At 69.6% G+C, this 23,869-nt stretch carries 21 protein-coding genes; 12 read left to right on the top strand and 9 right to left on the bottom strand.

Annotation, left to right across the window (positions count from 1 at the left end; genetic code table 11):
* The first annotated feature begins 57 nt into the window (after positions 1-57).
* A complete protein-coding gene (locus WMF24_RS30190) occupies positions 58-1,272 on the top strand; it encodes a serine hydrolase domain-containing protein (protein WP_437730871.1) in 1,215 nt (404 codons plus the stop codon).
* A gap of 30 nt (positions 1,273-1,302) precedes the next feature.
* Here WMF24_RS30190 and WMF24_RS30195 read toward each other — a convergent pair whose 3' ends face one another.
* From WMF24_RS30195 to WMF24_RS30205, 3 genes are read right to left on the bottom strand one after another with little or no spacing between them, the layout of a single operon-like run.
* Positions 1,303-2,208: a TauD/TfdA dioxygenase family protein gene (locus tag WMF24_RS30195; RefSeq protein ID WP_437730872.1), complete on the bottom strand. Its 906-nt coding sequence runs from the start codon at positions 2,206-2,208 to the stop codon at positions 1,303-1,305.
* Positions 2,209-2,268: 60 nt separating this feature from the next.
* Positions 2,269-3,249 carry a quinone oxidoreductase family protein gene (locus WMF24_RS30200; protein WP_437730873.1) on the bottom strand — a complete coding sequence of 327 codons (981 nt, stop codon included), beginning with the start codon at positions 3,247-3,249 and terminating at the stop codon, positions 2,269-2,271.
* A 27-nt stretch (positions 3,250-3,276) separates the two neighbouring features.
* A complete protein-coding gene (locus WMF24_RS30205) occupies positions 3,277-4,335 on the bottom strand; it encodes a 3-keto-5-aminohexanoate cleavage protein (protein WP_437730874.1) in 1,059 nt (352 codons plus the stop codon).
* Positions 4,336-5,006: 671 nt separating this feature from the next.
* Between WMF24_RS30205 and WMF24_RS30210 the strand changes: the two genes are divergently transcribed.
* The 4 genes from WMF24_RS30210 to WMF24_RS30225 all read left to right on the top strand — a co-directional run bounded on the left by WMF24_RS30210 (position 5,007) and on the right by WMF24_RS30225 (position 8,033).
* On the top strand, positions 5,007-5,447 hold the full coding sequence (locus WMF24_RS30210) for a hypothetical protein (protein WP_437730875.1): 441 nt from the start codon (positions 5,007-5,009) through the stop codon (positions 5,445-5,447).
* Complete coding sequence (locus tag WMF24_RS30215; RefSeq protein ID WP_437730876.1) at positions 5,444-6,223, top strand: hypothetical protein; 780 nt, start codon at positions 5,444-5,446, stop codon at positions 6,221-6,223. Before WMF24_RS30210 ends, WMF24_RS30215 begins: the two co-directional genes overlap by 4 nt.
* Entirely contained in the window at positions 6,220-6,765 is a 546-nt protein-coding gene (locus tag WMF24_RS30220; protein WP_437730877.1) for a hypothetical protein, read from the top strand. Before WMF24_RS30215 ends, WMF24_RS30220 begins: the two co-directional genes overlap by 4 nt.
* Before the next feature lie 179 nt (positions 6,766-6,944).
* Complete coding sequence (locus WMF24_RS30225) at positions 6,945-8,033, top strand: hypothetical protein (RefSeq protein WP_437730878.1); 1,089 nt, start codon at positions 6,945-6,947, stop codon at positions 8,031-8,033.
* A 287-nt stretch (positions 8,034-8,320) separates the two neighbouring features.
* On the opposite strand, the gene WMF24_RS30230 is transcribed toward WMF24_RS30225, so the two are convergent.
* From WMF24_RS30230 to WMF24_RS30255, 6 genes are all read right to left on the bottom strand, one after another.
* Complete coding sequence (locus tag WMF24_RS30230) at positions 8,321-8,737, bottom strand: hypothetical protein (protein WP_437730879.1); 417 nt, start codon at positions 8,735-8,737, stop codon at positions 8,321-8,323.
* Between the two features lie 864 nt (positions 8,738-9,601).
* Entirely contained in the window at positions 9,602-10,423 is an 822-nt protein-coding gene (locus WMF24_RS30235) for an ATP-binding protein (protein WP_437730880.1), read from the bottom strand.
* Positions 10,423-11,988, bottom strand: coding sequence for an IS21 family transposase (istA, locus tag WMF24_RS30240; protein WP_437730881.1), 1,566 nt, complete (start codon positions 11,986-11,988; stop codon positions 10,423-10,425). Before istA ends, WMF24_RS30235 begins: the two co-directional genes overlap by 1 nt.
* 156 nt (positions 11,989-12,144) lie before the next feature.
* Positions 12,145-12,468 (bottom strand): hypothetical protein, encoded by a 324-nt coding sequence (locus WMF24_RS30245; protein WP_437730882.1) that lies wholly within the window; start codon positions 12,466-12,468, stop codon positions 12,145-12,147.
* A gap of 663 nt (positions 12,469-13,131) precedes the next feature.
* Positions 13,132-14,706, bottom strand: a complete 1,575-nt coding sequence (locus tag WMF24_RS30250) for a protein kinase domain-containing protein (RefSeq protein WP_437730883.1) — start codon at positions 14,704-14,706, stop codon at positions 13,132-13,134.
* Positions 14,700-15,656, bottom strand: a complete 957-nt coding sequence (locus WMF24_RS30255) for a hypothetical protein (RefSeq protein ID WP_437730884.1) — start codon at positions 15,654-15,656, stop codon at positions 14,700-14,702. The genes WMF24_RS30250 and WMF24_RS30255 overlap by 7 nt, the downstream gene beginning before the upstream one ends.
* A gap of 488 nt (positions 15,657-16,144) precedes the next feature.
* On the opposite strand from WMF24_RS30255, the gene WMF24_RS30260 reads away from it, so the two are divergent.
* The 7 genes from WMF24_RS30260 (at position 16,145) to WMF24_RS30290 (ending at position 23,858) form a co-directional block, all read left to right on the top strand.
* Positions 16,145-16,960 carry a DUF5131 family protein gene (locus WMF24_RS30260; protein WP_437730885.1) on the top strand — a complete coding sequence of 272 codons (816 nt, stop codon included), beginning with the start codon at positions 16,145-16,147 and terminating at the stop codon, positions 16,958-16,960.
* 9 nt (positions 16,961-16,969) lie between these two features.
* The gene (tcmP, locus tag WMF24_RS30265) at positions 16,970-17,263 is read left to right on the top strand and encodes a three-Cys-motif partner protein TcmP (protein WP_437730886.1); all 294 of its coding nucleotides are present in this window, start codon (positions 16,970-16,972) and stop codon (positions 17,261-17,263) included.
* Between the two features lie 6 nt (positions 17,264-17,269).
* Positions 17,270-17,617, top strand: coding sequence for a DUF6968 family protein (locus WMF24_RS30270; protein WP_437730887.1), 348 nt, complete (start codon positions 17,270-17,272; stop codon positions 17,615-17,617).
* A gap of 839 nt (positions 17,618-18,456) precedes the next feature.
* Complete coding sequence (locus tag WMF24_RS30275) at positions 18,457-19,446, top strand: ATPase (RefSeq protein ID WP_437730888.1); 990 nt, start codon at positions 18,457-18,459, stop codon at positions 19,444-19,446.
* Positions 19,447-19,674: 228 nt separating this feature from the next.
* Positions 19,675-20,508: a hypothetical protein gene (locus tag WMF24_RS30280; protein WP_437730889.1), complete on the top strand. Its 834-nt coding sequence runs from the start codon at positions 19,675-19,677 to the stop codon at positions 20,506-20,508.
* Between the two features lie 120 nt (positions 20,509-20,628).
* Complete coding sequence (locus WMF24_RS30285; protein WP_437730890.1) at positions 20,629-21,651, top strand: phosphotransferase enzyme family protein; 1,023 nt, start codon at positions 20,629-20,631, stop codon at positions 21,649-21,651.
* Positions 21,652-22,103: 452 nt separating this feature from the next.
* Complete coding sequence (locus WMF24_RS30290) at positions 22,104-23,858, top strand: serine/threonine-protein kinase (RefSeq protein WP_437730891.1); 1,755 nt, start codon at positions 22,104-22,106, stop codon at positions 23,856-23,858.
* Positions 23,859-23,869 lie beyond the last annotated feature (11 nt).

Here is a 23,869-nt window from a genome sequence, read left to right on the forward strand (position 1 = left end):
GAGCAGCACGGCGGAGCGCAGCAGTGAACTTCGTTGGGGATCTTGGAGATCGAACAAATGAGCCGTGTCTTGCAGCGGACCGCTTCGTTCGCCTGCGCCGGGGCCTTTCTGCTCGCCGGGTGCGGCAGCGCCTCGCCCGCGTCGCTTCAGGCAGAGGCCAGCGCGGTGGGAGATGGCGGCGGGAGCGATGGAATCGAGAGCGGTGACGTGGCGACGGCCGGCGCCGGGGGCGCGGGCGGCGGGACGAGCGTCGATTGCGACGCAGTCTCGGCCGAGCTCCAGGCCGCGCTCGACGCGGCCGTGGAGGATCAGCGGCTCCCCGGCGCAGTCGCCGCCGTGAGCCTCGGCGCGTGCAGCTGGCGCGGCGCCTCCGGGATGGCGGACGCAGGGGCGAAGGTCCCCCTGCGACCGGATGACCTCTTTCGGGTAGGGAGCATCACGAAGACCTTCATGGCCACGCTGGCGCTGATGCTGCGCGCCGAGGGCCGCCTGTCGCTCGACGTCGGCGTCTCCAGGTACGTGGAGGGCGTCCCCGGCGGCGAGCAGATCTCCGTCCGGCAGATCCTGAATCACACGAGCGGTATCTACGATTTCACGCAGAGCGACGCGTTCTGGTCCGCGGCCCTCTCCGATCCAGAGCGCGCGTGGACGCCCCGGGAGCTCATCGAGGTCGCCGCGTCGCAGCCGCCCTATTTCGAGCCCGGGCAGGGCTTCGCTTACTCCAACACCAACTACATCATCGCCGGTCTGATCCTCGAAGCCGCGTCGGGGGAGCCCGTCGGCGAGCTGCTCCGCGCGCGGATCCTCGAGCCGGCAGGGCTCGCGCACACCTACCTCGACGGCGCCCAGGCGGCCGTGCCGGGCCTCGTGCGCGGCTACGGGATCGACAGGGGGGAGCTCGTCGACACGACCTCCGCTGCGGATCCGTCGGCGGCCGGCACCGCGGGCGCCCTTGTCTCGACGACCGATGACCTCACGCGCTTCTACCGCAAGGTGCTCGACGGCGAGCTGCTCGACCCGGCCGAGCTCGCGGAGATGACCACCTGGGTGGACGAGAGGCCGGGCGGGGGCACCGGATACGGTCTCGGGCTGTCCCGCCGTCGCTCCCGGCTCGGCACCGCGTACGGGCACGACGGCGGCATCTGGGGATTCACGTCCTCGTCCTATCACGCGGTCGACAGCGGCGCTTCCGTCACCGTGCTCGTCAACCTCGAGGTCGGCGACGCCCTCGGGATCGTCGATGACCTGTCGGATGTCCTGATCCTGCGCTGAGCCGGGCGGGCCGCGGTCGCCGCGAGCCCGTCAGCAGGGCGGGTCGCCGACGATCGTGGCGCGCTCCATCTTGCGCACCGCAGGCCAGTAATCCTGGACAGCGTAGTGCTGGGTGCAGCGGTTGTCCCAGATCGCGACGCTGTTCTTCTTCCAGCGAAAGCGCACCTGGTACTCGGGGATCGCCGCCTGGCTGATCAGGTAGCTCAGGAGGTGGCTCGCGCCGGGCGTGAAGTCCTGGCCCACGCGCACGTTGTCCGGCGTGTGGAAGTTGACGAAGTGCGTGGTGAAGGCGTTGACGAACAGGATCTTCTCGCCGGTCTCCGGATGGGTGCGCACGACCGGGTGCTCCGCGTCGGGATAGCTGGCCCTGAGCGCGCGGCGCTTCTCCATCGCCATCCCGCCGCCGAAGGTGGCCTCGAGGCTGTGCCTCGCGCGGAGCCCGGCGATCCGCTGCTGGATGTGCTCGGGCAGGCGGCTGTACGCCTCGACCATGTTGACCCAGATCGTGTCGCCGCCGACCTCCGGCGTCTCCACGCAGCGCAGGACGCAGGCCATCGGCGGCGCCTCGCGCCAGGTCGCGTCGCAGTGATACGAGTTCTCGTAGTGCTCCGGCGGGCTGTTCAGATCCCTGTAGATGCGCACCAGCCCCGGATGATCGGGATCGCTGCCGGCCATGGGGTGGTCCTCGAGCTCGCCCCAGCGCCTCGCGAAGGCGACGTGATCCGCGCGCGAGATGTCCTGGTCGCGCAGGAACACGACCCTGTGCTTCAACAAGAGCGCCTTGATCTCGGCGAAGAGCGCGTTGTCGCGCGCGGCGTCGGCCAGGCTCACGCCGCCGAGCTCGGCGCCGATGGTGCAGGTGAGCGGCTCGACCTGGATGGAGCCGCGCGTCGGCGCGCGGGCGGCCGTCGATCGGGCAGGTGCTGCGCTGGTCATTCTTCTGGTCCTCCTGGCTGCGCCGCCACAGGAGCGGCGCGCTGTGGCCGATCTCGCGCCCTAGACGACGAAGATCGACGAGCCGGTCGTCCTGCGCGACTCGAGATCACGGTGCGCCTGCGCCGCGTCCTCGAGCCTGTAGCGCTGGTGGATCTCGACGCGGATGCGCCCCGCGGCGACGTGGCCGAACAGCTCGCCTGCGAGCTCGGCCTTCTCCGCTGGATCGGCGATGTAGTCGGCGAGCGCCGGGCGCGTGACGAACACCGATCCCCTGGCCGCGAGCGCTGCCACGTCGAGCGGCGGGACCGGGCCTGAGGCCGTGCCCATGCACACGAGCAGCCCGCGCCGCCTCAGCGAGCCGAGCGAGCCGGCGAACGTGTCCCTGCCGATGCTGTCGTAGACGACCGCCACGCCAGCTCCGCCCGTCAGCTCGCGCACGCGCCTGGCCACGTCCTCGCGGCCGTGATGGATGATGTGGTCGCAGCCGTGGGCGCGGGCGATGTCCCCCTTGGCATCGGTCGACACCGTGCCGATCACCGTGAGGCCGAGGAGCTTCGCCCACTGCGACAGGATGAGGCCCACGCCGCCCGCCGCCGCGTGCACCAGGATGCCGTCGCCGGCCCTCAAAGGCCAGATGCGGCGCAGCAGGTAGGCCGACGTGAGGCCCCGCATGGTCATCGCCGCGGCGGTCTCGCAGCCGATGCCCTCCGGCAGCCGGATCAGCGGCGCCGCGGGCAGGATCCGCTCGGTGGAGTACGCCCCGAGCGTGTCCAGGAAGCCGGTGTACGTCACCCGGTCGCCCGGCGCGACGCTCGTCACGCCCTCACCGACCGCCTCCACCACGCCGGCCGCCTCGACCCCGATGCCGCTGGGGAGCGGCACGGGATAGAGCCCGGTGCGAAAATAGGTGTCGGCGAAGTTGAGCCCGACGGCGACGTGACGGACCCGCGCCTGGCCAGGACCCGGGCTGCCGACGTCGGCCTCTTCCCGGCGCAGCACCTCCGGCCCGCCGGTCCGGTGAAACCGGATCACCTGTGCCATCGAATTCCCCCTGATCCCATGCCGGCGCTAGGCCGCCTCGCGCCGCGGGGCGCCGCGCTCGCCCGCCTTGCGGTTGGGCGCGTAACCGAGCTTCGACAGCGTCTCGTCGGCGTCCCGGTACGTCTCGCCGATCTTGTAGATGCGGCGGGCCTCCCTGCCGTCCGCCACGTCGCGGCCGAGCTCGCGCGCGATGCGGACGAGCTGCTCGATCTGCTGCACCGAGGTCATGTGCTGCCCCTTGCGTCCCCACAGCGTGTCCTCGATGCCGCAGCGGGCGTGGAGCCCCATCGCGATCGCCATCGTGTTGATCGGCAGCACGTTGCGCATGAGGGACTCCACCGTCAGGCAGGCGCCGTCGGGCACGCGGCGGACGAACTCCATCATGCTGTAGGGGCTCGGCCCGTCGAACCCGCCGCCGATGGCGACCCACGTGAGGTTGAGCGGTCCGGTGTAGACGCCGCGGCGGATCAGGCGCTCCACGGTCTCGAGCTGGGGGACGTTCGCGAGCTGGAAGTGGGGCTGGATGCCCGCTGCCGACAGACGCCTCAGGTGCTCCTCGACCCAGGCGGGGCCGGCCGGCACGGTCATCTCGCGGTACGCCTCGTAGACTTCCGGCCGCGCGAACGAGCTGCCGGCATAGTCGTCCTCGGTCATCAGCTCGACGACGTTCATCTGGGTGGTGTTGATGGCGATCGTGACCTGGTCGGGCTTCGGCGAGAGCTCGGCCAGCATGTGGCGCGTGTCGTCGCTCAGCCACTTGGCCTGCGCCCCCTCGCCCTCCGGAGAAAAGGAGATCGAGCCGCCGACCTGCAGGATCATCTCGGGCACCGCGTCGCGCAGCCCCGCCAGGAGCTCGTTGAACCTGGACAGCCGCTTGGACCCCTTGCCGTCCGCCTCGCGCGCGTGCACGTGCAGCACGGTGGCGCCCGCGGAATAACAGTCCACCGCCTTCTGGATCTGTTCTTCCATCGTCACCGCGATGTCTTCCGGATAATCGGCCGGCTCCCATTCCGGCCCGTACGGCGCCACCGAGATGACGAGCTTGTCCTGGTTCTCCGGGAGAAGGGAGCGATCCGGAAAGTTCATCGCGATTCCTTGTTTCTGGGCCCATCGAATCCAGGGGCACCGCCGAGCCAGGTCCTGTGAAGCGCCCGCGTACCAGCGGGCTCACACGGCGGTTCTATCTTCTATCCTCCAGGCCCACGGCCTCTCCCTTGTTCCCGGCCGCTCCGAACGCAAGGGGGCAGCGTCCGTGTCCATCGATCCGACCCTTGAGCGCGCGAAACGCGCGAACGCGCGCCCGGGCTCTCGACGGGCCGTCAGCGGGCGTTCGCGCTCGAGCCGACGTCGGGCCCTGGTGACTGGACACCGGCGCTCAGCGGGGCCGTCGTTGTCACCTTTGCCGGGGCGCGGCGCGGCCGCGAAGGTCGAGGGATGCATCGGGCGCCGGTGGCCGGCCGCCATCGACCGGTTCGTTGGCGACCCCCCGCGCCGTGCAACCGCGTGCTCCCCTGCGCACGCCCGGGACGGGCGACCCGCATACATTCCGGTTTCATCGCGAAATTTGTCTTTGACGCCCACATCACGCTCAGAGAAATGGCTCGCGGTGCTCAGCGCTCATCGCGCAGCGGCCGAAGGTTTCCAACCGGGGGGAGACGGTGAGGGCGTCACAGCGGCGGATCTCATGGGCAGCAGGGGTTGTCCTCCCGCTCCTTGTTGTTCCGGGGCGCGTAGAAGCGTACGAGCTGAGCGCCGGTGTGAGCCTCGGGTGGCTCCAGGCCGGTACCGTTCCGCGCCTCGCGGTGGGGCCGCACGCGGGCATCGCGTGGCCCATCCAGCGAGACGTCCTGTTCACGGTGCACGACCTGTGCACGATCCTACCCCCGATCCAGGAGGACGGGCCCGGGCTCTACAACCAGACCTCGGTTGATCTCGGGTACGCGTGGGAGGACGGCAACGTCAGCGCGGGGCCCTCGGTCGCGTTCTACTTCATGCCGGCGTGCGGCACCACCTTGTGCGGCCGCGTCGGTGGCTTGACCGTAGGCGGCCACGCGCAGACCAACGCGTACGTTGCTGGACCGCTGGGGGTGTCGGTGAGCGCCAACGTGGATTGGGTCGGTCGGGGCAGTCTGGTGCTCCCGGGCTACGTGTCCGTCGTCGTTGTCGCTGGCCCTGTGCTTCGATGGAGTGCTAAATGAACGCGAAAAGATTTCTGTTGTTGATCGTGGCAATATCGGTCTGGGCGTTGGCGGCGTGCAACTGGACGATCGGAGACTGCTACCCCGTCGGGGAAAGAACTTCGGGTGCAGGTGCCGGTCCAGGCTCGGAGCCCCGCCCGGTCTACACCTCCGCGGGATCCGGTGACTTCGGGGCGGAGCCGCCGGACGGCCCGAACGACGGCAGCGAGCGCAAGATCGCCTGCAACGAGTGGGAGCTCGAAGACAAAGAGGAGAGACCGAGCGACAGCTCGGGGACCCCGACGACAACTAGCCCGGAGAGCCCGCGAGACCAGTGTCCCGGAGTCGGCGACATCGCCGGAGACGGAGCGACCTTCTTGAGCTGTAGCGGCGCATGTAGCTCGAAGTGCCCGAAGCCTGGAATGGCCCACTTTATCTACGTAGATTTTGTTCCGTCGGACTTCAACTTTGTCACGACTATCAAGGATGACGGCCAGGATGAGGGCGGCGGGTGGCAAGAGGCTAGAGCTAAGTTGAAGTTCAAGAGCCTCAATATCCCGCATAAGGTCGCGAGCTGGTCCTGTGCTTTTACCATCGGCATGCCGCTCCGGACCGTGTTGATGGGGCGAATCGATCCAAGCCTTGCAGCCAGCTTCAGCGAGGATGTTACGGAGGAGGTCGCAAACCGCATGGATTACGAGCTACCGCCGGGGATCTTCTGCGAAAGGTTCATCCTCGCGGCGCGGGCGGCGTTCAAGTCCAAGTACAAGGGGCTCGGGGCCACGGTGACGAAATGACGATGGTAACTCGCTCCGAGCTGCTCGACGTCGTCTACCGATTCTACCCGCGGGGCGTGCATAACTTCGCGCGCGTTCACGTACCTCCCAATGAGCCCTTCTACGACGACACGGAGGAGCACCGCCGCTTGGTGGAAGCCGCAAACCGCGGCCGGGCGGAGTACCCGACGTGGAAAATGATGATCCGCCGCCTGGGGGATCGATACCGCCTTCAGAACGAGTCGCTCCACCTGTTGTCGGGGGGGGGCGACCCCGCGTACTCTGCCCGCATCTGGCTTACCGACGAAACGGCGCTCAGCTTCCACGTGTCCCTGCTCGGGCCATACTATGGGATCCACCTCCCCGGCCTCTCCGAGGAGGAGCCGGTGGCGCGCGAGATCGCTCGGGAGATCGAGGCGACGTACCCCGGCTACCAGTCGATCCCGCCGGAACTCGGGAACGAGGTGGTGCCGGATGTGGCCATGGACTGGGCGTCGATGGGCGAGGCGACGATCTACGTGTGCCTCTTCTCGGGCGTCTGGACTTGGGTGGAACCGGTGTAAGCATCGTTTACGTTGATTTTGTGACAATTCATGGCGCTCCGATGTAAGGCTCGACGGTCTCGCCGGTTCATGGTCCCGTCCGCTTCCGGAGGTGCACGGATGGAACGATGGTCGCCGCCGGTGGAGCTGTCGCGGCAGGAACAGGCGCTCATGAGGCGGGGCGCGAGGATCATGAATCGATGAAGCACAGCGTCAAAGAGCTGCTGGACGTCGTCTACAGGTATTATCCGCGTGGGATCGATCTCATTGAACAGGCTGATATCGATCGCTACAATGAATCCGAAGAATACGCCCGGCTGGTAGCCGCGCGGCGGAGCGCGGCTAAGGACGAGCGCTGGCATGCCCTGCTGCAACGAATGTATGATCGATTCTCGTCGATGGTGATGAACGGCTCGCTTTATCTTCCTTCGGGATCCCTGGACGCCTGCTATTCGTTCTCGATCTCTCTGCCGGATGTGGCCGACAGTCGAACGCTGTGGTTTCACATTGGCTTCCTGGTCCCATACTACTGGGTATACAGCTGGCGCCTGGCTCAGGTCGTGAGGCGGCCAGAGCGATTCATGGTTGATTTCGGCGGCGTCCATTTTCATATTACCGGAAGTCCGCGCGATCCGAAGTTTCTGCTCAACCCGTGCGATGACAGGCTAAACAATGCCACGTTCACGGAGGCGTGTGTCAACTTCGATCTGTCGGCCGACGAGGCGCCATACGCAGAGTGGGTCGTGCGCGACATCGAAACGACCTTCGGTTGCGAACGCATGCCGACAGAGGTCGGGCTCGTGCTCGTGCCGGACGTGGCAGTGAACCTGCGTACTCTCGGGAACGCTAGATTGTGTGACTGCCTGTTCACAGACAGCTCTGAGTGGATGCGTCCTTCGCCGTGTGAGGTGGGTACGCCTGGCGTGAAGATCGATGCGAGTAGCCTGACAGAACCGTTCATTGCGGTGCTTGCTGTGCTTGCGGCGCTCTGCCACATCGCGTGCGCTCCTTCGATTCTGGATCGAGAGAGGCAGGGCGGTTTCTTCGTGGCGACAGTTGATGGCGTGCTGCGCAAGGAAGATTTGTTGGAGACGCTTGCGAGTGCTCGGCCGCAAATTGAATCGCTGAAGACTCCCCGCGGCATCGCTGCCGGGCGCGAGCTCGAAGCTGCCAGGCGCGAGCTCGAAGCGCTGGCCGCTTCGTGGGACGGTGAAGGCGAGCCGCCGGCATCCATGGTCGCTTGGAGCTTGAGCTTCCTGGCGAATCGGCTGAAAAGCGGCAGTCCCTAGGCTGGCCGAGCGCGGAGCGCTCGGCGCCTACGGCACGGGGCGCGCCATGGGGGCGCCCCTCGGCCAGGGGTCGTCTCCTCCAAGTACAAGCGCTCACATCGCTGGCGGGCAACCTGGGCGAGCTCGAAGCGCGCGAGCTCGGCGCGATCGCCGTGCTCGTCACGCGGGCGCGGCCGCCGTTTACACCTCGCCGAGCTCGGTCGCGGCCCCGACGACGAGGACCGCGAGCGCAGGTTCGGCCGCTTCCCCGTCACGTGAACGTCCGGGTCCAGAAGTAGGGGGCGGTCCTAACGGTTGCAGCAGAGCACGTGCGTGTCGCCGGGCTCCAGCTCGCCGCTCACCACCTTGGAGTCGGTCGAGGGGGTGCAGGTAGGCTCGTCCTTCACGAGGATAGACCGAATCGCACCGATCTGTCCGTCGATCGTATCCGTGCAGAGCGGGCCATCCAGCCCGGAAATGAAAACGGCTCCGAGCTCTTCGGAGCAGTCTGCCTGATAGTACACCGTGGTCTGTACGCGGCACTTGTCGCGGCTCGGCTCGCTACAGGAGCACGGGCTGCACGTGCGCGTGTCGTTGTAGAGGGGGATCTCCCGCCGCCTCCGGTAGGAGTCCCAGCATTCTCCGTTCGCCTGCGGGGGGTAACAGTAAAGGAACGCCGTGGGGACGAAGTCTAGATCCGGTTCACACGCCCGGATGAATTCCATGTTGGTCCGCCGCAGTGCAGGCACCGGAGAGACAGGCTCACAGTGACTTACCGGCGGCGGCTCGATCGTCACAAAAGCGTAGGAATCGCTGGGAATGGGGTGGGTAAGAGGGAAGCATGTCCCATCCCAGCTGCTGCCCGCATCGATCGTATCGACGAGGTCGCTACTGGAGCAACGGGACGAGGAGTGCAGGAGCACCCTCTGCGGGAGCACGCAGGAGGATGGGCTACACTCGCAAGGCTCGCATTCGACCGGCCCGGGCGTCCCCGCCCACCCTTCCCACAAGACCTTGCCCTCGCATCGTGGAGCGTACTCCGGTTGACCGCCGTAGAGCAGGATGAGCTGGCTTGGATCTGGATCTGGCAGGTCGTCGGGCACCGGCGAAGAGCAGCCAATGAGCACACATGCGGCCAGCACGGAGGGTGCAACCCAGCGCATCACGGCAGCTACCCCACGGCCCTGGTCAATCGTCAGCATTGCCATGAATCACCTCCACCACGTCCGCGCTGGAGCAGCAGAATTGCCACGTCGCAGGGTCATGGGGCCACCCCGTCGCAGGGTCATGGGGCCAGGGGGAGACGACGTGATCGGCCTCGACCATGCCCGAGACCGCGAAGCGTGTCGAGGTCCCCGGAGCCGGGCGCGCAGCGACCGGCGACGTCTCTCTTTTCGCAGGGTCATGGGGCCACCCGGGCCCCCTGAGAGCTCCGGCGCAGGGATCGCGACGCTCAGCAGCAGGAACGTCCACCCCGCCCCCGGCGCCCCTCACGGTCACGTTGACGAGGGTGGGCGAGGCGCGCCGAGTGGAGCGAGGGGGTCAGCGGCGCGGCCCCGGGATCGACGTCCTCGCCGGGGCGGCAGCGGTCATCGCCGTTTGCTGCGTGGATGGCTGGGCGGCTTGCTGCGCGCGGGAACCGGCGCGGCCGTGTTGCTCTCGTCGAGCTTCGGCTTGAGCCGTGGCCTGTACGACTCGCCCTCGACGATGAAGTCGAACGCCGCGTTCTTGAACCGATCGACGGCGCTCTGCGCGAGCAGCACGTCGTCGAACATCGCGAGCCACTCGGCCGTGTCGCGATTGCTCGTGACGATCATCGACGCGTGACCCGTGCGCTCGAGGAAGAGCTGGTAGACGTCGCGGCTCTCTTCCTTGCTCATCGCCTCGAGCGCGAAGTCGTCGAGGATGAGCAGGTCGACGGTCGTGAGCGCGACCATCTCGGCGTCGCGTGAGTTGTCGAGCCTGCTCTGGCGCAGCCTGCGCAGCATCGCGTCGGCGCGCAGGAAACGCACGCTGTAGCCGTGCTGGCACGCGAGGTGTCCGAGCGCGTTCGCGAGGAAGGTCTTGCCCACGCCGACCGAGCCGAGGATGACGATGTGCTTGTGCTCTTCGAGGAAGCGCAGGCTCGTGAACCCACCGAGCAGACGCTTGTCGAAGCTGACCTTCGCGGTCTTGTCCCAGAGCTCCAGGCGCATGTTGGGATCGAGCCCGGCGTCGCGTACGCGGCTCTCCGTCGCGCTCGCCTCGCGGCGCGCGATCTCGTCGGTGAGCAGCATGAGCAACATCTCCTCGTGCCCCATCGACTGCTTCTCGGCCAGCAGCAGCCGCTCACGCAACGTCGCTGCGATGCGGCCGAGGCGCAGGCGCTTGAGCGCCGTGACGAGCGCGGGGTCGACTTCGCTCGAGCTCATCACGCCTCCTCCTTCGTCGCGGCAGCCGCCAGCGTGCGTGTCGCGAAGTGCTCGGTGCTGCGCGCGAACCGCGGCGTGGGGAGCGCAACGACCTTGCGCTCATCCGTGGGCGGTGACGCGGGCGTCTTCGCCGTCTCGAGCATGCGCGTCACGCGCTGCACGTCGACGACATCGAACGCGAGCGCGCTCTGGCAGATCGCCTCGACGCGCCCGTTGCCGAACTTGTTGCACAGCCGCAGCAGCGCATAGACGAGCCGCATGCGCGTCCACGGTAGCGGCACATCGAGCAGCCGCTCGGCGTAGATGCCGACGTGCACGCCGCACTTCTTCGCGCTCGCGATGAGCGAAGCCACATCGCGCTCGGCCGCGATGTCCTTGCCCACGGGGTAGTCGCTCGGGTCGGTGGAGCGCTTGCCCGGCGCAACGCGCGCGTGCACCTTCACGAGCTGCGTGCCGGCGTAGATCCTCACGGACACGCTGTCGGCGCGAACGCGCACCGTGCTGCCGACGTAGCGCGTCGGCACGCTGTAGAGCGACCGGAGGACCTGCACGTGATGGTCGGGGTGCACCTTCGCGTCAGTCCAGTGCGGTACGTCGAACGGCGCTGTCGGCGCCGGCTTCATGGCGCTCCTCTCGCGCGTCTCGAACACCTCGCGCGGCACTTCGCGCGTCGTGCCGTGGACACGCGCACCGGCGACGTCGCGACACCACCGCTCAGCGGACGCGCGCGCCTCGTCGAGGCTGGTGAACGACTCGCCGTCGAACCAGCTCTCGCGCACGTACGCGACCTGATTCTCGACACGCGCCTTGTCTTTTGGCGACCTGACTCGCGCGGCATCCACGAACAGCCCGCGCGTCTGCGTGTAGTCGAGGAACGCCGGCACGAGCACGGGCGCGAGCTCGTCAGCGCGAAGCACGATGGCCTTCGTGTTGTCCGGGAGGATCACGCGCGCCATCGCGCCGAAGAACCTCCACGCCGCATCCAGGCCTGCGCACACCGCCGCGGTGGTCTGCTCGAACGACGGCCACACGAACTGGTAGCGGCTGTACGCGAGCGTCACCACGAGCACCCACAGGTTACGAACCCGCTGTGTCGCTGGGTCGAACAGCTTACCCATCAGGCCGAAGTCGATCTGCGCGACCTCGCCGGGCTCGGTGTCCGCGACGCGAACCGTCGGCATCTTCTTGCGCCACGCGAGCTCCTCCCTGGCGAAACGCCAGAGCGTGTCGTAGCTCGCGGTGACGCCGTAGTCGCGCGTGAGCAGCGTGTGGATCTTCCGCAGCTTCAGCGGGCGAGATTGGGCTAGCCAGGCCTCGATACGTGCTCGATGCGCGTCGACCTGCCTCCACTCATCGCTCGCATCAGGCACCGGGCGCGCCTGCACGCGCTGGGCGATCGCGTGAACCTCCTCGTCCGTCGGCTCGCGGTCGCGTGGCAGTGGCAGGGTCGCTGCGGCCTCGAAGTACCTGCCGACCGTCTTGCGATCGAACCCCGTCTCGCGCGCCACATGACGCGCGCTCTGCCCCGCCGCACGACGGCGGAGCATTTCCTTGATGTCAACCATGATCAGCTCTCGGTAGGGCATCGGCCTCCTTCCGACGGCGACCCGCGCCGTCGTCGGAAGGAGCCCGTCTCAGATCCCGACCGCGGCGTCCCGAGCTGGCCCCATGAGGCTGCGAAAAACCTCGGAAGCTGGCCCCATGACCCTGCGAAAACCGGGTCACGCCCCCGCGCGGGTGGCCCCATCCTCCTGCGATTGGGGTGGCCCCATGACCCTGCGAAAAACGCCGTCAGGTGGCCCCATGAGGCTGCGAACTGGCAAGAATGTTCGGGTCTCGCCGCTCTCAATCGTGCCGTTCACCAAAGAGACGGTAGTTGTTGGCGAGCACGTGCCCGGTTCGTCGTGTGCGAACACCACGCGCACGCCCGCCAGAGGCGAATCAGCAGGTGCGCCGTAGCAGATTTCCTCTTCTGTACCGATTCCATTGATCGAGATCAGCATGTCCGAGCAGCTCGTGTCGCTGAAGAGCAGCACATCCGCCACGCAGCTTCCACCGACGGGGGCGCCGCACTCGCATGGCGTGCAGGTACGAGCGTCTCTGATCTTCTCCTGAAATTCGAAGCGCGCGGAGAAGCCCGGCCGGCACGAGCCGTCGTGCTCGGGTGCGATACACACTAGCCCATCGAAGGAGGCAACGTACTCACCGGTCCACGGGCAAGCTCGTGCGAAGCGCCCGCTGAGGGGCGGTGGAGTGAGCTGCTTCGAGGGATCGCAACTGGGAGCCATTGTAGGTGGCTTGATGGTGACCGAGGCGAACGCGTCGCCAGGGACAAGGGGCGAGGTCTTGACGCAGTGCCCCGGCGGGTCGGCTGCACCGGCGAAGTGAGCCTTGACCCCTTCGTCAGCGCAGAGAGGCGCCTCGTGCGTGTTCACGCTGTCCGGCAGGACGCATGCCGCAGGGCTGCACGCGCACGTCCCGCATTCGTTCTGGTACTGAGGGTCGGTGCTCACAGCGGCCCATCCCTCCCAGTAGTCGAGCCGACCTCCCGGACAGATGGGCAAATCTGGCGTGTCGCCCACCCACAGCAACACCGGGTTGTCATCGGTCCGGGGCGTGGGGATCTCGAGGTCCTCCCCGCAACCGAGCAGCGCAGCCATGCTGAAGGCAAAACAAGATGTCGACCGCATGAGGCCCCCTCGCGCTGCTCAGTAAAAGACGTTTTGACAGGGGAGCAGACCATCACAGAGATCGGGCTCCTGCGCCGGCGTCTTCCTGGTCTGCGGTGTGGGAGCGGCGGGCCGGCTCGTGCGTGGCCGCGCCGCGACGGGCGGGGGGGAGGCCTCTGGCATCGGTTCAGGACATCGCTCGATCGGTCGAGCTGAGGGCGGCGGGATGGCTCGACGCGCCGCGGCCTGGACCGCTGGCCCCACGCGCGGGACTGCGTGGCGCGGGGGCTCCCACCTCAGCACCGCGGCCACGCTCCCCGCCACGAACGCCAGCGCGAGCACCGCGCCGAACCAGCGCGGGGGGGAGCGTCGCCCCGGGGTGCGGCTCGAACGCGGCGGGCTCGATGGCAGCGGCGGTACGGGCAGCACCGGAGAATGCGGAGGCGTCGAGGGCACCGGCGGAACCGGCAGCATCGGTTCGAGGTCCGGTACCTCGGGCGCTGGAGGCGACCGCAGCGCGACCGCAGGCGCGTGCGTGACGTCATCCCGCGCGTGCCGCGGCGGGATCGCGCTCCTGAGGGTGGCGGGCGTGTCGGGAGGGCACCGCATGGCGACCGGAGACACGTCGTTGGCGCTGTCCGCCGTGTCCCGCGGCGGCACGCTCCTGACCGAGTCGGGAACGTCGGAAGGGCGCGGCGTGGGGAGCTCTCCAGCTCGCCCTCCCTCTTCGCCCGAGGCGAACGCGCTCGCCTCGTGCTCCACGAGGACGGGCGCGACCTCGTCCGGCTTGTGCCGAGCGCCGGACGGCTCGGCGAAGATGTCCGCGTGGGCAGGGCCCGGCGGTGCGCCATGCTCTTCCCACGCGCGGGCAAAGGGAATCAGGACAGAGAGCATCGTGTCGATGCACGGCTGTCGTCGATCGGGGTCCTCCTCGAGGGCCCTTTGCATCATCGCCTGAAGCACCGGAGGGATCCCGCTGGGAAAGCTCGGCGGGCGGGCCCACGGCGAGAGGGCGCGTTTGCACAAGAGCTCGTACATGACCGTGCCGAAGCCGTACACGTCCGCGCGAGGTCCGAGCTGACCTCCCGAGAAGAGCTCGGGCGGTGCGTACCCGTACGGGTCGTGGCGAGCGTCGTCCGGGCCGAGCTGAAAGAGACGGGCAAACCCGAAGTGGGTGATCGCGTATCGGCCATCGCCCCTGACGAAGATCCGGTCGGGACTGAGGGCGCCGTGGATGAAGGACAGCTCATGAGCACGCACGAGGCAGCGGCCGACGGCGATCAGCACCTCGAGATCCGCCGGCCCGAGGTCGTTTCCGCGCGTGGCGTCGAGGAGCGGCATCGCGTCGTCGAGCACGGGCGACGCGGCCCACGCGACGTCGCCGTTCACCCCGCCGTAGAGCACGGGGACGACCTCCTGGACCTCGTCAGCGAGGCGCTGCAGGCGCGCGATCTCCTCGGCGAACAGGCCCGCATCGAGACGCGCGCCCTCGAGGAGGTGCAACCAGACCAGGGCCCCCGTGTCGCCGACCTGCCGCGCGAGGAAGTGACGGAGCAAGCCGCGCTCCTCGTTGAGCAGCTCGTGGCCTTCCCAGACGTCGCCGGCGGCTACCATACGAGCTTGACCTCCGCGCCGGCGCCTCTCGTGCGGATCTCGGCCTTCCGCGGCCAGACCGCATAGACGACCGTCGCGGCGCCGACCGCTGCCCCGACGACGAGCGCAGCCGAGCCGAAGCCATGGAACAGGCCCGCTCGTGTGTTCGCCGCGTGCGCCTCGTCGTAGGTCTCGCGGAACTGCGCGCTGCTCGGGAGCATCGAGCCGTCCGAGAGGCGCGACACCTTGGCGGCCGTCTCGGTCTCCGCGGCGTCGCCGGCCAGGTGAAGGCCGACGCCGGCGCCGAGCAGGGCCGCCGAGGCGGCCGCGCCGGAGCCGAGGATCCACGGATTGCGCGCCCGCGCTGGCGCGCTGGCGGCCTTCGGGGCCTCGAAGGCGAGGGCGACGCGCCGCGACGCTCCCGCCGTCACCTTGACGAGCGCATGGGCGACCTGCCCCTGCTTGCCCGTCGCCGTGACCTCGTGCTGCCCAGGGGCGACGAAGACGGGGCCGCCCCCGCTCACCTCGCGATCATCCACCAGGAGCCGCGCGGTGCCCGGCGGGGCGCTCACGTGGAGCTCGGCCACGCGCTGCCGGACGGCCGCAAGGTCGGCGCGTCGGACCTCGTGGCGGCGGCGCTCGACGTCGTTGGTCGGCGCGGGCATCTTCGCGACGCACGTGGAGAGCTCGGCCGCGGCCTCCTCGAGCCGGCCGAGGCGCAGGTCGAACACGCCGAGCTGACACACGGCCATCGTCGAGGGCTCGAGCTCGTTGATCCGCGCCCAGAGCTCGCGGGCGCGGGCGAGGTCGAGCCGCCTGGCGGCCTTCTCCGCCTCCTCGATGAGCTCCTGGACCTCGCGGGACCGGGGAGGAGGGTCCGCGGCCGCGGCCTGTACGGGCAGCGCGGAGGCAAGGACGACGGCCAGGGCCGCCGCTCGCCGCGGATGGACCCGTGGAATGGCAGCGCGCACAGCTCACCTCGGAGCAAGCGAGGGGGACCACAGCGCCGCGCTGGCCCATCCAGCGCGGCGCTGCTTTCATACCACCACGCCGACGCGGTCGAGCGTGCAGAAATGCCGTGTGTTTCGAGCCATCCATTGCGATCGAGCGACGAAAATTCTCGTTTTCTGCCCAGAAAAGCGCCGCAACCGGTGACGACGCTCGCAGCGGTCCATGACCGCGAGAGAGGCAAGGTGCGCTGTACCGGACACGCGCATCCACGCTGTCGACAGCCACCCCGAACTGCAGACTTCTAACCTTCACGTCGTGCCGCCTGAGGCGAGCGGCAGGCGCCTCCATCTCCGTCGTCGGCTCGTGTGCATCCGGGGAAGCCACGGACGCCGAGGAGGTGCGCCTCGCGCATCGAGAGCTGGTGCGGGCTTGACGCACCGGGCGCACGCCCCGCGTCAGCGTCCCCACTTGCCGCCCCCCGGGTCGATACTGTACACCTGTGCAAGCCATGAGCGACGGCAGCACCATCGAGTGGACGGACGCGACCTGGAACCCCCTCCGCGGCTGCACGAAGATCAGCCCTGGCTGCAAGCACTGCTACGCGGAGATCTTTGCGGAACGCTTCCGGGGCGTGCCTGGCCATCCGTACGAGCAAGGCTTCGACCTGCGGCTGGTGCCCGAGAAGCTCTTCGAGCCGTTCCGATGGAGCCGCTCGCGCAGGATCTTCGTCAACTCCATGAGCGACCTCTTCCAGGACGAAGTCCCGGAGGAGTATGTCCGCCAGGTCTTCGAGGTCATGGCCTCCGCAGATTGGCACATCTACCAGATGCTCACCAAGCGTGCGGCACGCCTCCGCACGCTCACGTCGCAGATGCCACCCGAGCTCGTTCGCCGCAAGCATATCTGGCTTGGGGTGAGCGTGGAGGACCGGGCTTACGGCGTTCCGAGGATCGACGAGCTCCGCAGGACTCCAGCGGAGGTGCGCTTCCTCTCCATCGAGCCGCTGCTCGAAGACCTGGGCCGGATCGATCTCGAGGGAATCGACTGGGTGATCGTGGGCGGTGAGAGCGGTCCAAGGGCTCGTCCCATGGAGGAGCGTTGGGTGATCTCGCTCCGCGACCAGTGCCGAGAGGCGGGCGTCCCGTTCTTCTTCAAGCAGTGGGGAGGGGTCCAAAAATCACGCGCCGGCAGGGAGCTTGGAAAGCGAACGTACGACGAGTACCCTGCGATCGAACCGGCCGCGCCGCCGCCTGCGGCGGTGCGCGCGCAGCGGCTTGCAATGATCCGGGACCAGTTCCAGCGTCGGGCAATGGCGGCGGAGTAGGAACGCGCCATGGCGAAATACGATTGGTCTGACGGCCCAGCGACGCTGGGGGCCCACAGCTTGGCGAAGCATACAATCCTGAGGGAATACATAGAGCGGTACATTCCTATCTTGACCAAGGGTGGCACTGTACCGCTTAAATTGATGCTCATCGACGGGTTCGCCGGAGGTGGGCAGTATGTCGTTGAAGGCCAGGGCAACACGCTCCACCCCGGCTCACCGCTCATCCTGATCAACGCTGTCCGGAGCATCTGCGAGCAGGCGCGACGAAACGGGCAGAAGAAGTGCCTTGAGTCCTGTTGAGCCAGGATGCTTGACATCGCCGACGAGCGCGCTAGCTGCTGGGGCATGCCGGACGTGATCGCGGAACGTACCCTGGAGCTGACAGTTCCGAGCGGGACGCAAGAGAGCATCCGAGTTCGAGTATGGGCCCCCGAGTACAGCGCCCACTTTCGGTGCTGGGTCGCTGACGTAGAAGTCGCTGGAGCCGGGGATACCCATAAGACCCACGGAGCCGGTATCGATGGGATCCAGGCGCTGTACAGCGCGCTCTATTTGATCCCGTCGATGCTCGTCAAGTATGAGAGTGCGGGCCGGCTCTCGTGGCTCACAGAGGAGTGGCTCGGGTTCCCAGAGTTCAAGCTAACCGCGCCGTGACTCCGGTGCGGGGGAGCGCGAGCGCGCGGCCCCGGTGGAGCTCGGCGTCAAGGGCATCGCCGCGAAGCGGGCGGCGAAGCTGCCCCTTGGCGCGCCCAAGCACGGCACGAACGCTCGGCGCATCGAGCAAGGGGCGCCGTCGGCGCTCGGCCCCTCGGCTTCCGGAGTTCGCGTCCAGTATCTGCGAGTCCTCGTGGCCCGCTACAGCCCGTCGGCCCTCGGCCAGCCCCGGGCGGCCTCCTACGCGGCCCCGTCGGCCCTCCTGCGCAGCCCCGCCGCCCCTCCTGCGCGGCCCCTTGACCCTCCTGCGCAGCCCGTCCGCCCTCCTACGCGGCCCCATCGACCCTCCTACGCAGCCCCGGCGCCCTCCTGCGCAGCCTCGGCGCCCTCCTGCGCACCCACGTTGGTGTCCTACGCAACACTCGCCGCCGTCCTACGCGGCCCCGTGCCCCTCCTGCGCACACCCGTTGGTGTCCTTTGTTACACTCGCCGGGCTCCTGCGCAGCCCCGGTGGTCTCCTGCGCGGCCTCGGTGCCGTCTCGCGCACCCTTTACGTGTGCTGCGCGACAGTTTCCCCCTCCTGCGCCCCGCGCCCCCCTTCGCCAGCCCTTCGCCGGCTCCGTGCCCGCTGCCCGCGGCGCCGGGCACGCCGCTCCTCTCGGTATCACAGCACATCGCCCCTCCCAACCCTCTCCACCCCTCGGCCCCCAGCGCCTCTCTCGCGACGCGCCCGACTCGTGCTCTCCTCTGGCCAATGCCTTGTTCGCCGATACCCTCGCCGATCTTCCGGCCCCTCATTCCGAGGGGCACTGGCCCCGACAAGGAGGCGTATCTTTACCATGGCAAAGGCATCCACCACCACGTCGCCCAGGACCAACAAGGCCGCGAAGAAGCCCGCTTCGCGCGACACGCGCGGCGCGCCGCGCTCCTCGACGAGAGCAGCAGCATACACGCTGAGCGCCGCCCGGGAGGCCGAGCTCCTCCGAGAGGCCGAGTCACTCGGCCATAACACCGTGGTCTTTCCAGGCAAGCTCGCCCGGCGCGTCGTCTGGGCGAGCCGCATCCAGCTCGCCGCCGAGCGCGACGCCGCCGATCTCGTCCGCACCCCCTTCCCCGAGGACGAGCCCCCGCTCACGCGCGAGGAGATCCACGCGCTCCGCGACAAGATCGAGCTCCTGCGCGCCGCGCAATCGCGCTGGCAGGCCGCGCAGCAGCGCCAGGAGCGGGCCGCCGCGACGTTCGCGAAGCCGGCCGCCGAGGCCGCCCTGCACCGGCAAACGCTCCTCCGCTTCTTCGATCTCCGCTTCAAGAAGAGCCCCGAGGGGCAAAAGCGGCTCATGACGATCCGCGCGGGCAGCGGCGACGCCGATCTGGTCCAGGACGTCTCCGACCTCCTCCTGCTCTGCTCCGAGCACGCCGAGGCCCTTCACAAGGCGCCTCGCGGCGAGGCCGACGCGGCGGCGCGCCTCCGCGAGCTCTCCCCGCAGCTCGCGCGCATGCTCGCCGACAAGACGCTCTCTCCCGAGGCGCAGCGCTCGCGCAAGCTCCGCGACGCCGCGTACACGCTCGTCGTGCACGCCGAGCGGCGGCTGCGCGCCGCCGCGGAGTACTGGTATGCCGGCACCGACAAGTTGAAGGACTATGCGCCCTTCCCCGTCTCCCGCGGCGCCGCGTCCACCGGAGAGGAGGAGGAGGAAGGCGAGGCCGCCGCGGAGGAAACCGCCGCGGAGGAAGGCGACGTGTCGGAGGAGGACGCAGCCGACGACGGCGCGTCGGAGGAAGACGCGACGGAAGACGGCGCGTCGGACGAGGTCGAGGACGAGCGGTGATCGCCCCGGGCCGCGGCGCGCCTCCACAGCGGTGCTCGGCGCGTCGCGAGGCATCGACGCGTCCGTCGTGATGGTGCTCAACGACGCGCCGCCGTCCGCCCGCAAGGGGCACGGCACATTCCGTCTCACCCCATCACAGCTTGAGCCACTCCGCGGGGCCGATCGGCGCCAGAACCAGGGTTCTTGTCCGTGTCCGCGCTGGCACACGGGTTGCGTACACGCCGCCGCATGAGGCGCACCTCCATTTCTGCTCTCGCATTCATGTCTCTCGCCCCGCTCTGCACGGCATTGGCGTGTGGTCCCGTCGAGACGTCGGAGCCCGGCATCACGGACGACAGCGACGACCCGACGAGCCCGGAGCCGACGTCCGCTTGCGAGCCCCGACAGGCCGGACTCTCGGCAGATTTCGAGCTCACGATCGAGGGCTGGCCGGGCGACACGCTCGGTGCCTTCCTGTACAACGTCGCCGCGCCCTGCCAGGTGGAGGCGGCCACCCCGACGTCGCGCGACCTTCGCTGTACCGACGGAGACGGCGCCGAGCACAGCGTGACGCTCACCATCGCCGATTCGCGCATCGCCGGTGCGATTCCCCCGAGCGGTCCCGTGTTCCTGCGGGCGGCGCGGTACGACGCGGAGTCTACCGAGCACTACCAATGGTTCGAGGTGCGCGCCGGCTCCGAGGTCACGGGCGCGCTGCTCGCGGGGGGCATTCGCGCTGGCCACGAGACGCCATTCGGGCCAGGCGATGGCTATTTCTCGCCGATCGGGATGGTGCTCGGCCCGGAGGAAGGATGCCCCGTGGAGGTCCAGGACGAATGCTTGAGCCTCCGCAGAGCACGGATGCGCTTCTGGGTCAACGACGTCCCGGCCGCGTCGATCCTCGACGGTCACGAGGGCGATATCGACGCGAACGGGGCGTATCGCGCGATCGTGGGCGCAAGCGTCGACCACATACCGGCAGGCTTGTTCGCCTGCACGGGCGACGATCCGCGCTACGCAGATGACCTGCGGGTCTTGATCGGAGCAAAAGCGCAGGGGGGACCTCCGGGGAGCGCTCGATGAGCTCTGCGACCAGGGCGCGGCGCTGCGCCGCAGGATCGAGGAGCGCGGCCCGCGCACAGCGCCCGCCGGCCATCGCGGGCGGTGTTGAGAGGCCTCGACGCTGGCGTTTCAAGGTGCGTGATGGTTTGGTTCGACATGCCGAGCCCGGACGAGCAGGACCGTAGGATGCAGATGCTGGCCGAGGCTGCCCTGCCGAGATGGGGCCTCGTCGCCGACTCCATCACGCTCATCCAGCACGAAGACAACGCCGTCTTTTGCGTCACGGCGGGCGGCCAGCGCTGGGCGCTGAGGGTGGGGGCCGCGAACGGCTGGTCGGTGCAAGAGCAGCGCGCCGAGATGGACTGGCTCACGGACCTGCGCCGGGCAGGGCTCTCCGTCCCCGACCCGACCGTCAGCCTCTCCGGTGACACGGTGGAAGCCGTCGATCTTCCGGATCTCGTGGAAGCGCGGCCGTGCGTCCTCCTGCGCTGGGTACCCGGCGACCCGCCGGAGCCCGGCGTCCCGGTCGAGGTCGCGAGGCGCATCGGCGCGCTCGCCGCGGAGCTGCACCAGCGGGGGGAGGTCTTCGCCAGCGCCCGCGACGTGGCACGCCCGGAGTGGGGCTTCGAGACGCTGTTCGGGCCTGGCTCCGTCTTCGCGAGGACGGAGCTGTGGGAGGTAGCCATCGGACATCATGGCCAGCAAAGGATAGGTGCGGCGATCGCCCGCCTCGAGCGTCGCTTCTCGAGCGACGGTGCGCGCCCCGGGGCCTGGGGGCTCATCCACGGCGACCTCCATCGCGACAACATCCTGGTCCAGGACGGCGCGGTGGGGCTCATCGACTTCGACGACTGCGGAACAGGTCCATCGCTGCTGGACCTCGCCGCGGTGGTCGAGTCGTTCTGCCGTCGCCTCGCTCGCTCGGAAGGGGACCGGACACTCCTCCGGGCCGCCCTGCTCGAAGGCTATCATCACCTGCGCCCGCTCCCGGATGACGTCGATGCTGCGCTCCGGGACTACATCGCGGTCCGGCTCCTCACGACGCTGGGCTTCATCGTCTCGAGCACGAATCCAGCCGTACGCAGCTGGGGACCAGCCCGGATCCCGCAGATCCTGGAGCAGATCGACCGCTTCGTGGCACAAGACCCGGCGGCGTCAGCGTGACGGGGGCGCGGGGGTCATCCCTGTAACCCCGCTGGCGGACAGCGCGCGCGCTCGCTCGCTCGATGGAGGTTGCAAGCCGTGGCTGCCGTTTTCCCCGGGAAGCACGCGGCGTCTCCCCGTTGTTGGCGCGCGACGTCAAGGCCGTCGGGCGGCGTGCAGTCGACGCCGCGCGCGCCGCTCCCCCGCGCGCATCGCGCCCCGCGCGACGCACGCCGCTCCCCCGCGCCTTCCGCCCCGCCCGCGCTGGCGCGCGGCTCCGACCGCGCGCGTGCTTCGGACGGTTTCGCGCCGCGCCGCGCCAGACCGGGTTAACATGCGCCCGTCATGCCTCGCGCTGCCGTCAGCCCTCCCCGTCCATCGAGCCCCGCCGGTCTCGCGGGCATTGCCGGCGGAGCGGGCCTCGCTGGCGAGGCGACGGCCCGCGCGGCCACGCCAGGGGGTGGTCTTCGCCGATGAGCCGAGTCAACCCTGAGGGCCTCCGGCCGGAGGCGCTCGTAGGCCAGGTCCTGCGCGGGAAGTGGCGGCTGGACCGCCTCCTTGGCTTCGGCGGCATGGCCATGGTCTACGCCGGCACGCACCGCAACGGGATGCGCGGCGCGGTCAAGATCCTCCGCCGCGAGCTGTCCGGCGACGAGGACGCGCGCGCGCGGTTCCTCCGCGAGGGCTACGTCGCGAACCGCGTGGACCACCCGGGCATCGTCCGGGTGCTCGACGACGACGCGACCGACGACGGCTCGGTGTTCCTCGTCATGGAGCTGCTCGAGGGCGAGACGGTCGAGGCCCGCCGCGCGCGCACGCCGGCCGGCGTGCTCGGCGTCGGCGAGGTGCTCGGCATCGTCGACGACCTGCTCGACGTGCTCGCCGTGGCCCACGAGCGCGGCATCGTCCACCGCGACCTCAAGCCCGACAACCTGTTCCTCACGCGCCAGGGGCAGCTCAAGGTGCTCGACTTCGGCATCGCGCGGCTCCGCGAGCTCTCCAGCCCGTCGAACGCGTCCACGCGCGCTGGCACCATGATGGGGACGCCGCAGTTCATGCCGCCCGAGCAGGCGAAGGGGCAATGGGACAAGGTCGACGCGCGCACCGATCTCTGGGCGGTCGGCAGCACCATGTTCCAGCTCCTCTCCGGGCGCTACGTCCACGAGGCCGAGACGCTCCCGCTGCTCCTGCTCGCGGCCATGACCCAGCCAGCGCCGCCCGTGGCGACCATCCTGCCCGCCCTGCCGCCGCCCGTCGCCGGCGTCATCGACGTGGCGCTCGCGTTCGAGCCCGACCGGCGCTGGCCGAACGCCCGCGCGATGCAGCGCGCGCTCCGCCAGGCGCGCGGCAGCGCGGGGCTCGACGCGATCCCGGGCGCCTTCGCGGACGCCGCGCGCGCGTCGGCGCACCTGGGCTCGTTCGCAGACGCCGCGCGCGCGTCGGCGCCGTCGGGCTCGTTCGCAGACGCCGCGCGCGCGTCGGCGCAGTCGGAGCCCGGGCGCGCGTCGGTCCAGGTCCGGGGCCCGGCGAACGGGCCGGGGAGCGGGCCGCGCGGCACGGAGTTCACGACGGCGAACACGGCCAGCGGCAGCGCGGCCGCCGTCACGCCCGGCGTCCCGGTCGTCGGGGGCGCGGCCAGCGCCGGCACGGTCTCGCCGGTCGTGGAGCGCTCGGCCGGCGCGGAGCGCGCCGCGCCGCGCTCGGCGGTCACGGGCGCGCTGCTCGCCGGGGCCGGCGCGCTCGCCGTGGGCGCCCTGATCGCGGTCGTGCTGTGGCAGCGCGGGGGCGGCACGGGCGACTCCGGGGACGCGTCGCACGCCTCGGGGGTGGAGGCCGAGACGCGCCCACCGCCGACGGGCGCCGCGGCGCCGCCGGAGCCGCCGGGCCCCGCGGTCTCGCCCGGGGCCGGAGCGCAGCCGCCGTCCGGCGAGGCGATCCCGGCGATCGCGCCGTCGTCTCCCGCGTCCGCGCCGCCCACGAGCGCGGACGCGATCGCGCCGGCCGCGAGCGCACCGCCCCCGCAGCCCGCGGGCACGGCGCTCGCCTCGAGGCCGACCGCGAGCGCGGCGCCCGCCTCGCGGCCCGCCGCGAACACGGCGCCCGCCTCGCGGCCGGCGGCGCCGAAGCCGCGGCCGACCGCGAGCGCACCGGCGGCGAAGACGCCCCCTGCGCCGACGCCGGCGGCCCCGCCGGCGCCCGCGGACGACCCGTTCAACAGGAGACGTTGAGGTCCCACGGA

Origin of the sequence: Sorangium sp. So ce1335 (assembly GCF_051521615.1) — a bacterium.
Classification (GTDB): domain Bacteria; phylum Myxococcota_A; class Polyangia; order Polyangiales; family Polyangiaceae; genus Sorangium.

Bases quoted from the DNA above. Each gene is read 5' to 3' on its own strand.
- WMF24_RS30195 (WP_437730872.1), bottom strand. From the start codon at position 2,208: ATGACCAGCGCAGCACCTGCCCGATCGACGGCCGCCCGCGCGCCGACG.
- tcmP (WP_437730886.1), top strand. From the start codon at position 16,970: ATGGCGAAATACGATTGGTCTGACGGCCCAGCGACGCTGGGGGCCCAC.
- istA (WP_437730881.1), bottom strand. From the start codon at position 11,988: ATGGTTGACATCAAGGAAATGCTCCGCCGTCGTGCGGCGGGGCAGAGC.
- WMF24_RS30200 (WP_437730873.1), bottom strand. From the start codon at position 3,249: ATGGCACAGGTGATCCGGTTTCACCGGACCGGCGGGCCGGAGGTGCTG.
- WMF24_RS30220 (WP_437730877.1), top strand. From the start codon at position 6,220: ATGACGATGGTAACTCGCTCCGAGCTGCTCGACGTCGTCTACCGATTC.
- WMF24_RS30235 (WP_437730880.1), bottom strand. From the start codon at position 10,423: ATGAGCTCGAGCGAAGTCGACCCCGCGCTCGTCACGGCGCTCAAGCGC.
- WMF24_RS30285 (WP_437730890.1), top strand. From the start codon at position 20,629: ATGGTTTGGTTCGACATGCCGAGCCCGGACGAGCAGGACCGTAGGATG.
- WMF24_RS30250 (WP_437730883.1), bottom strand. From the start codon at position 14,706: ATGGTAGCCGCCGGCGACGTCTGGGAAGGCCACGAGCTGCTCAACGAG.
- WMF24_RS30205 (WP_437730874.1), bottom strand. From the start codon at position 4,335: ATGAACTTTCCGGATCGCTCCCTTCTCCCGGAGAACCAGGACAAGCTC.
- WMF24_RS30230 (WP_437730879.1), bottom strand. From the start codon at position 8,737: ATGGAATTCATCCGGGCGTGTGAACCGGATCTAGACTTCGTCCCCACG.
- WMF24_RS30270 (WP_437730887.1), top strand. From the start codon at position 17,270: ATGCTTGACATCGCCGACGAGCGCGCTAGCTGCTGGGGCATGCCGGAC.
- WMF24_RS30225 (WP_437730878.1), top strand. From the start codon at position 6,945: ATGAAGCACAGCGTCAAAGAGCTGCTGGACGTCGTCTACAGGTATTAT.
- WMF24_RS30275 (WP_437730888.1), top strand. From the start codon at position 18,457: ATGGCAAAGGCATCCACCACCACGTCGCCCAGGACCAACAAGGCCGCG.
- WMF24_RS30215 (WP_437730876.1), top strand. From the start codon at position 5,444: ATGAACGCGAAAAGATTTCTGTTGTTGATCGTGGCAATATCGGTCTGG.
- WMF24_RS30260 (WP_437730885.1), top strand. From the start codon at position 16,145: ATGAGCGACGGCAGCACCATCGAGTGGACGGACGCGACCTGGAACCCC.
- WMF24_RS30290 (WP_437730891.1), top strand. From the start codon at position 22,104: ATGAGCCGAGTCAACCCTGAGGGCCTCCGGCCGGAGGCGCTCGTAGGC.
- WMF24_RS30190 (WP_437730871.1), top strand. From the start codon at position 58: ATGAGCCGTGTCTTGCAGCGGACCGCTTCGTTCGCCTGCGCCGGGGCC.
- WMF24_RS30280 (WP_437730889.1), top strand. From the start codon at position 19,675: ATGAGGCGCACCTCCATTTCTGCTCTCGCATTCATGTCTCTCGCCCCG.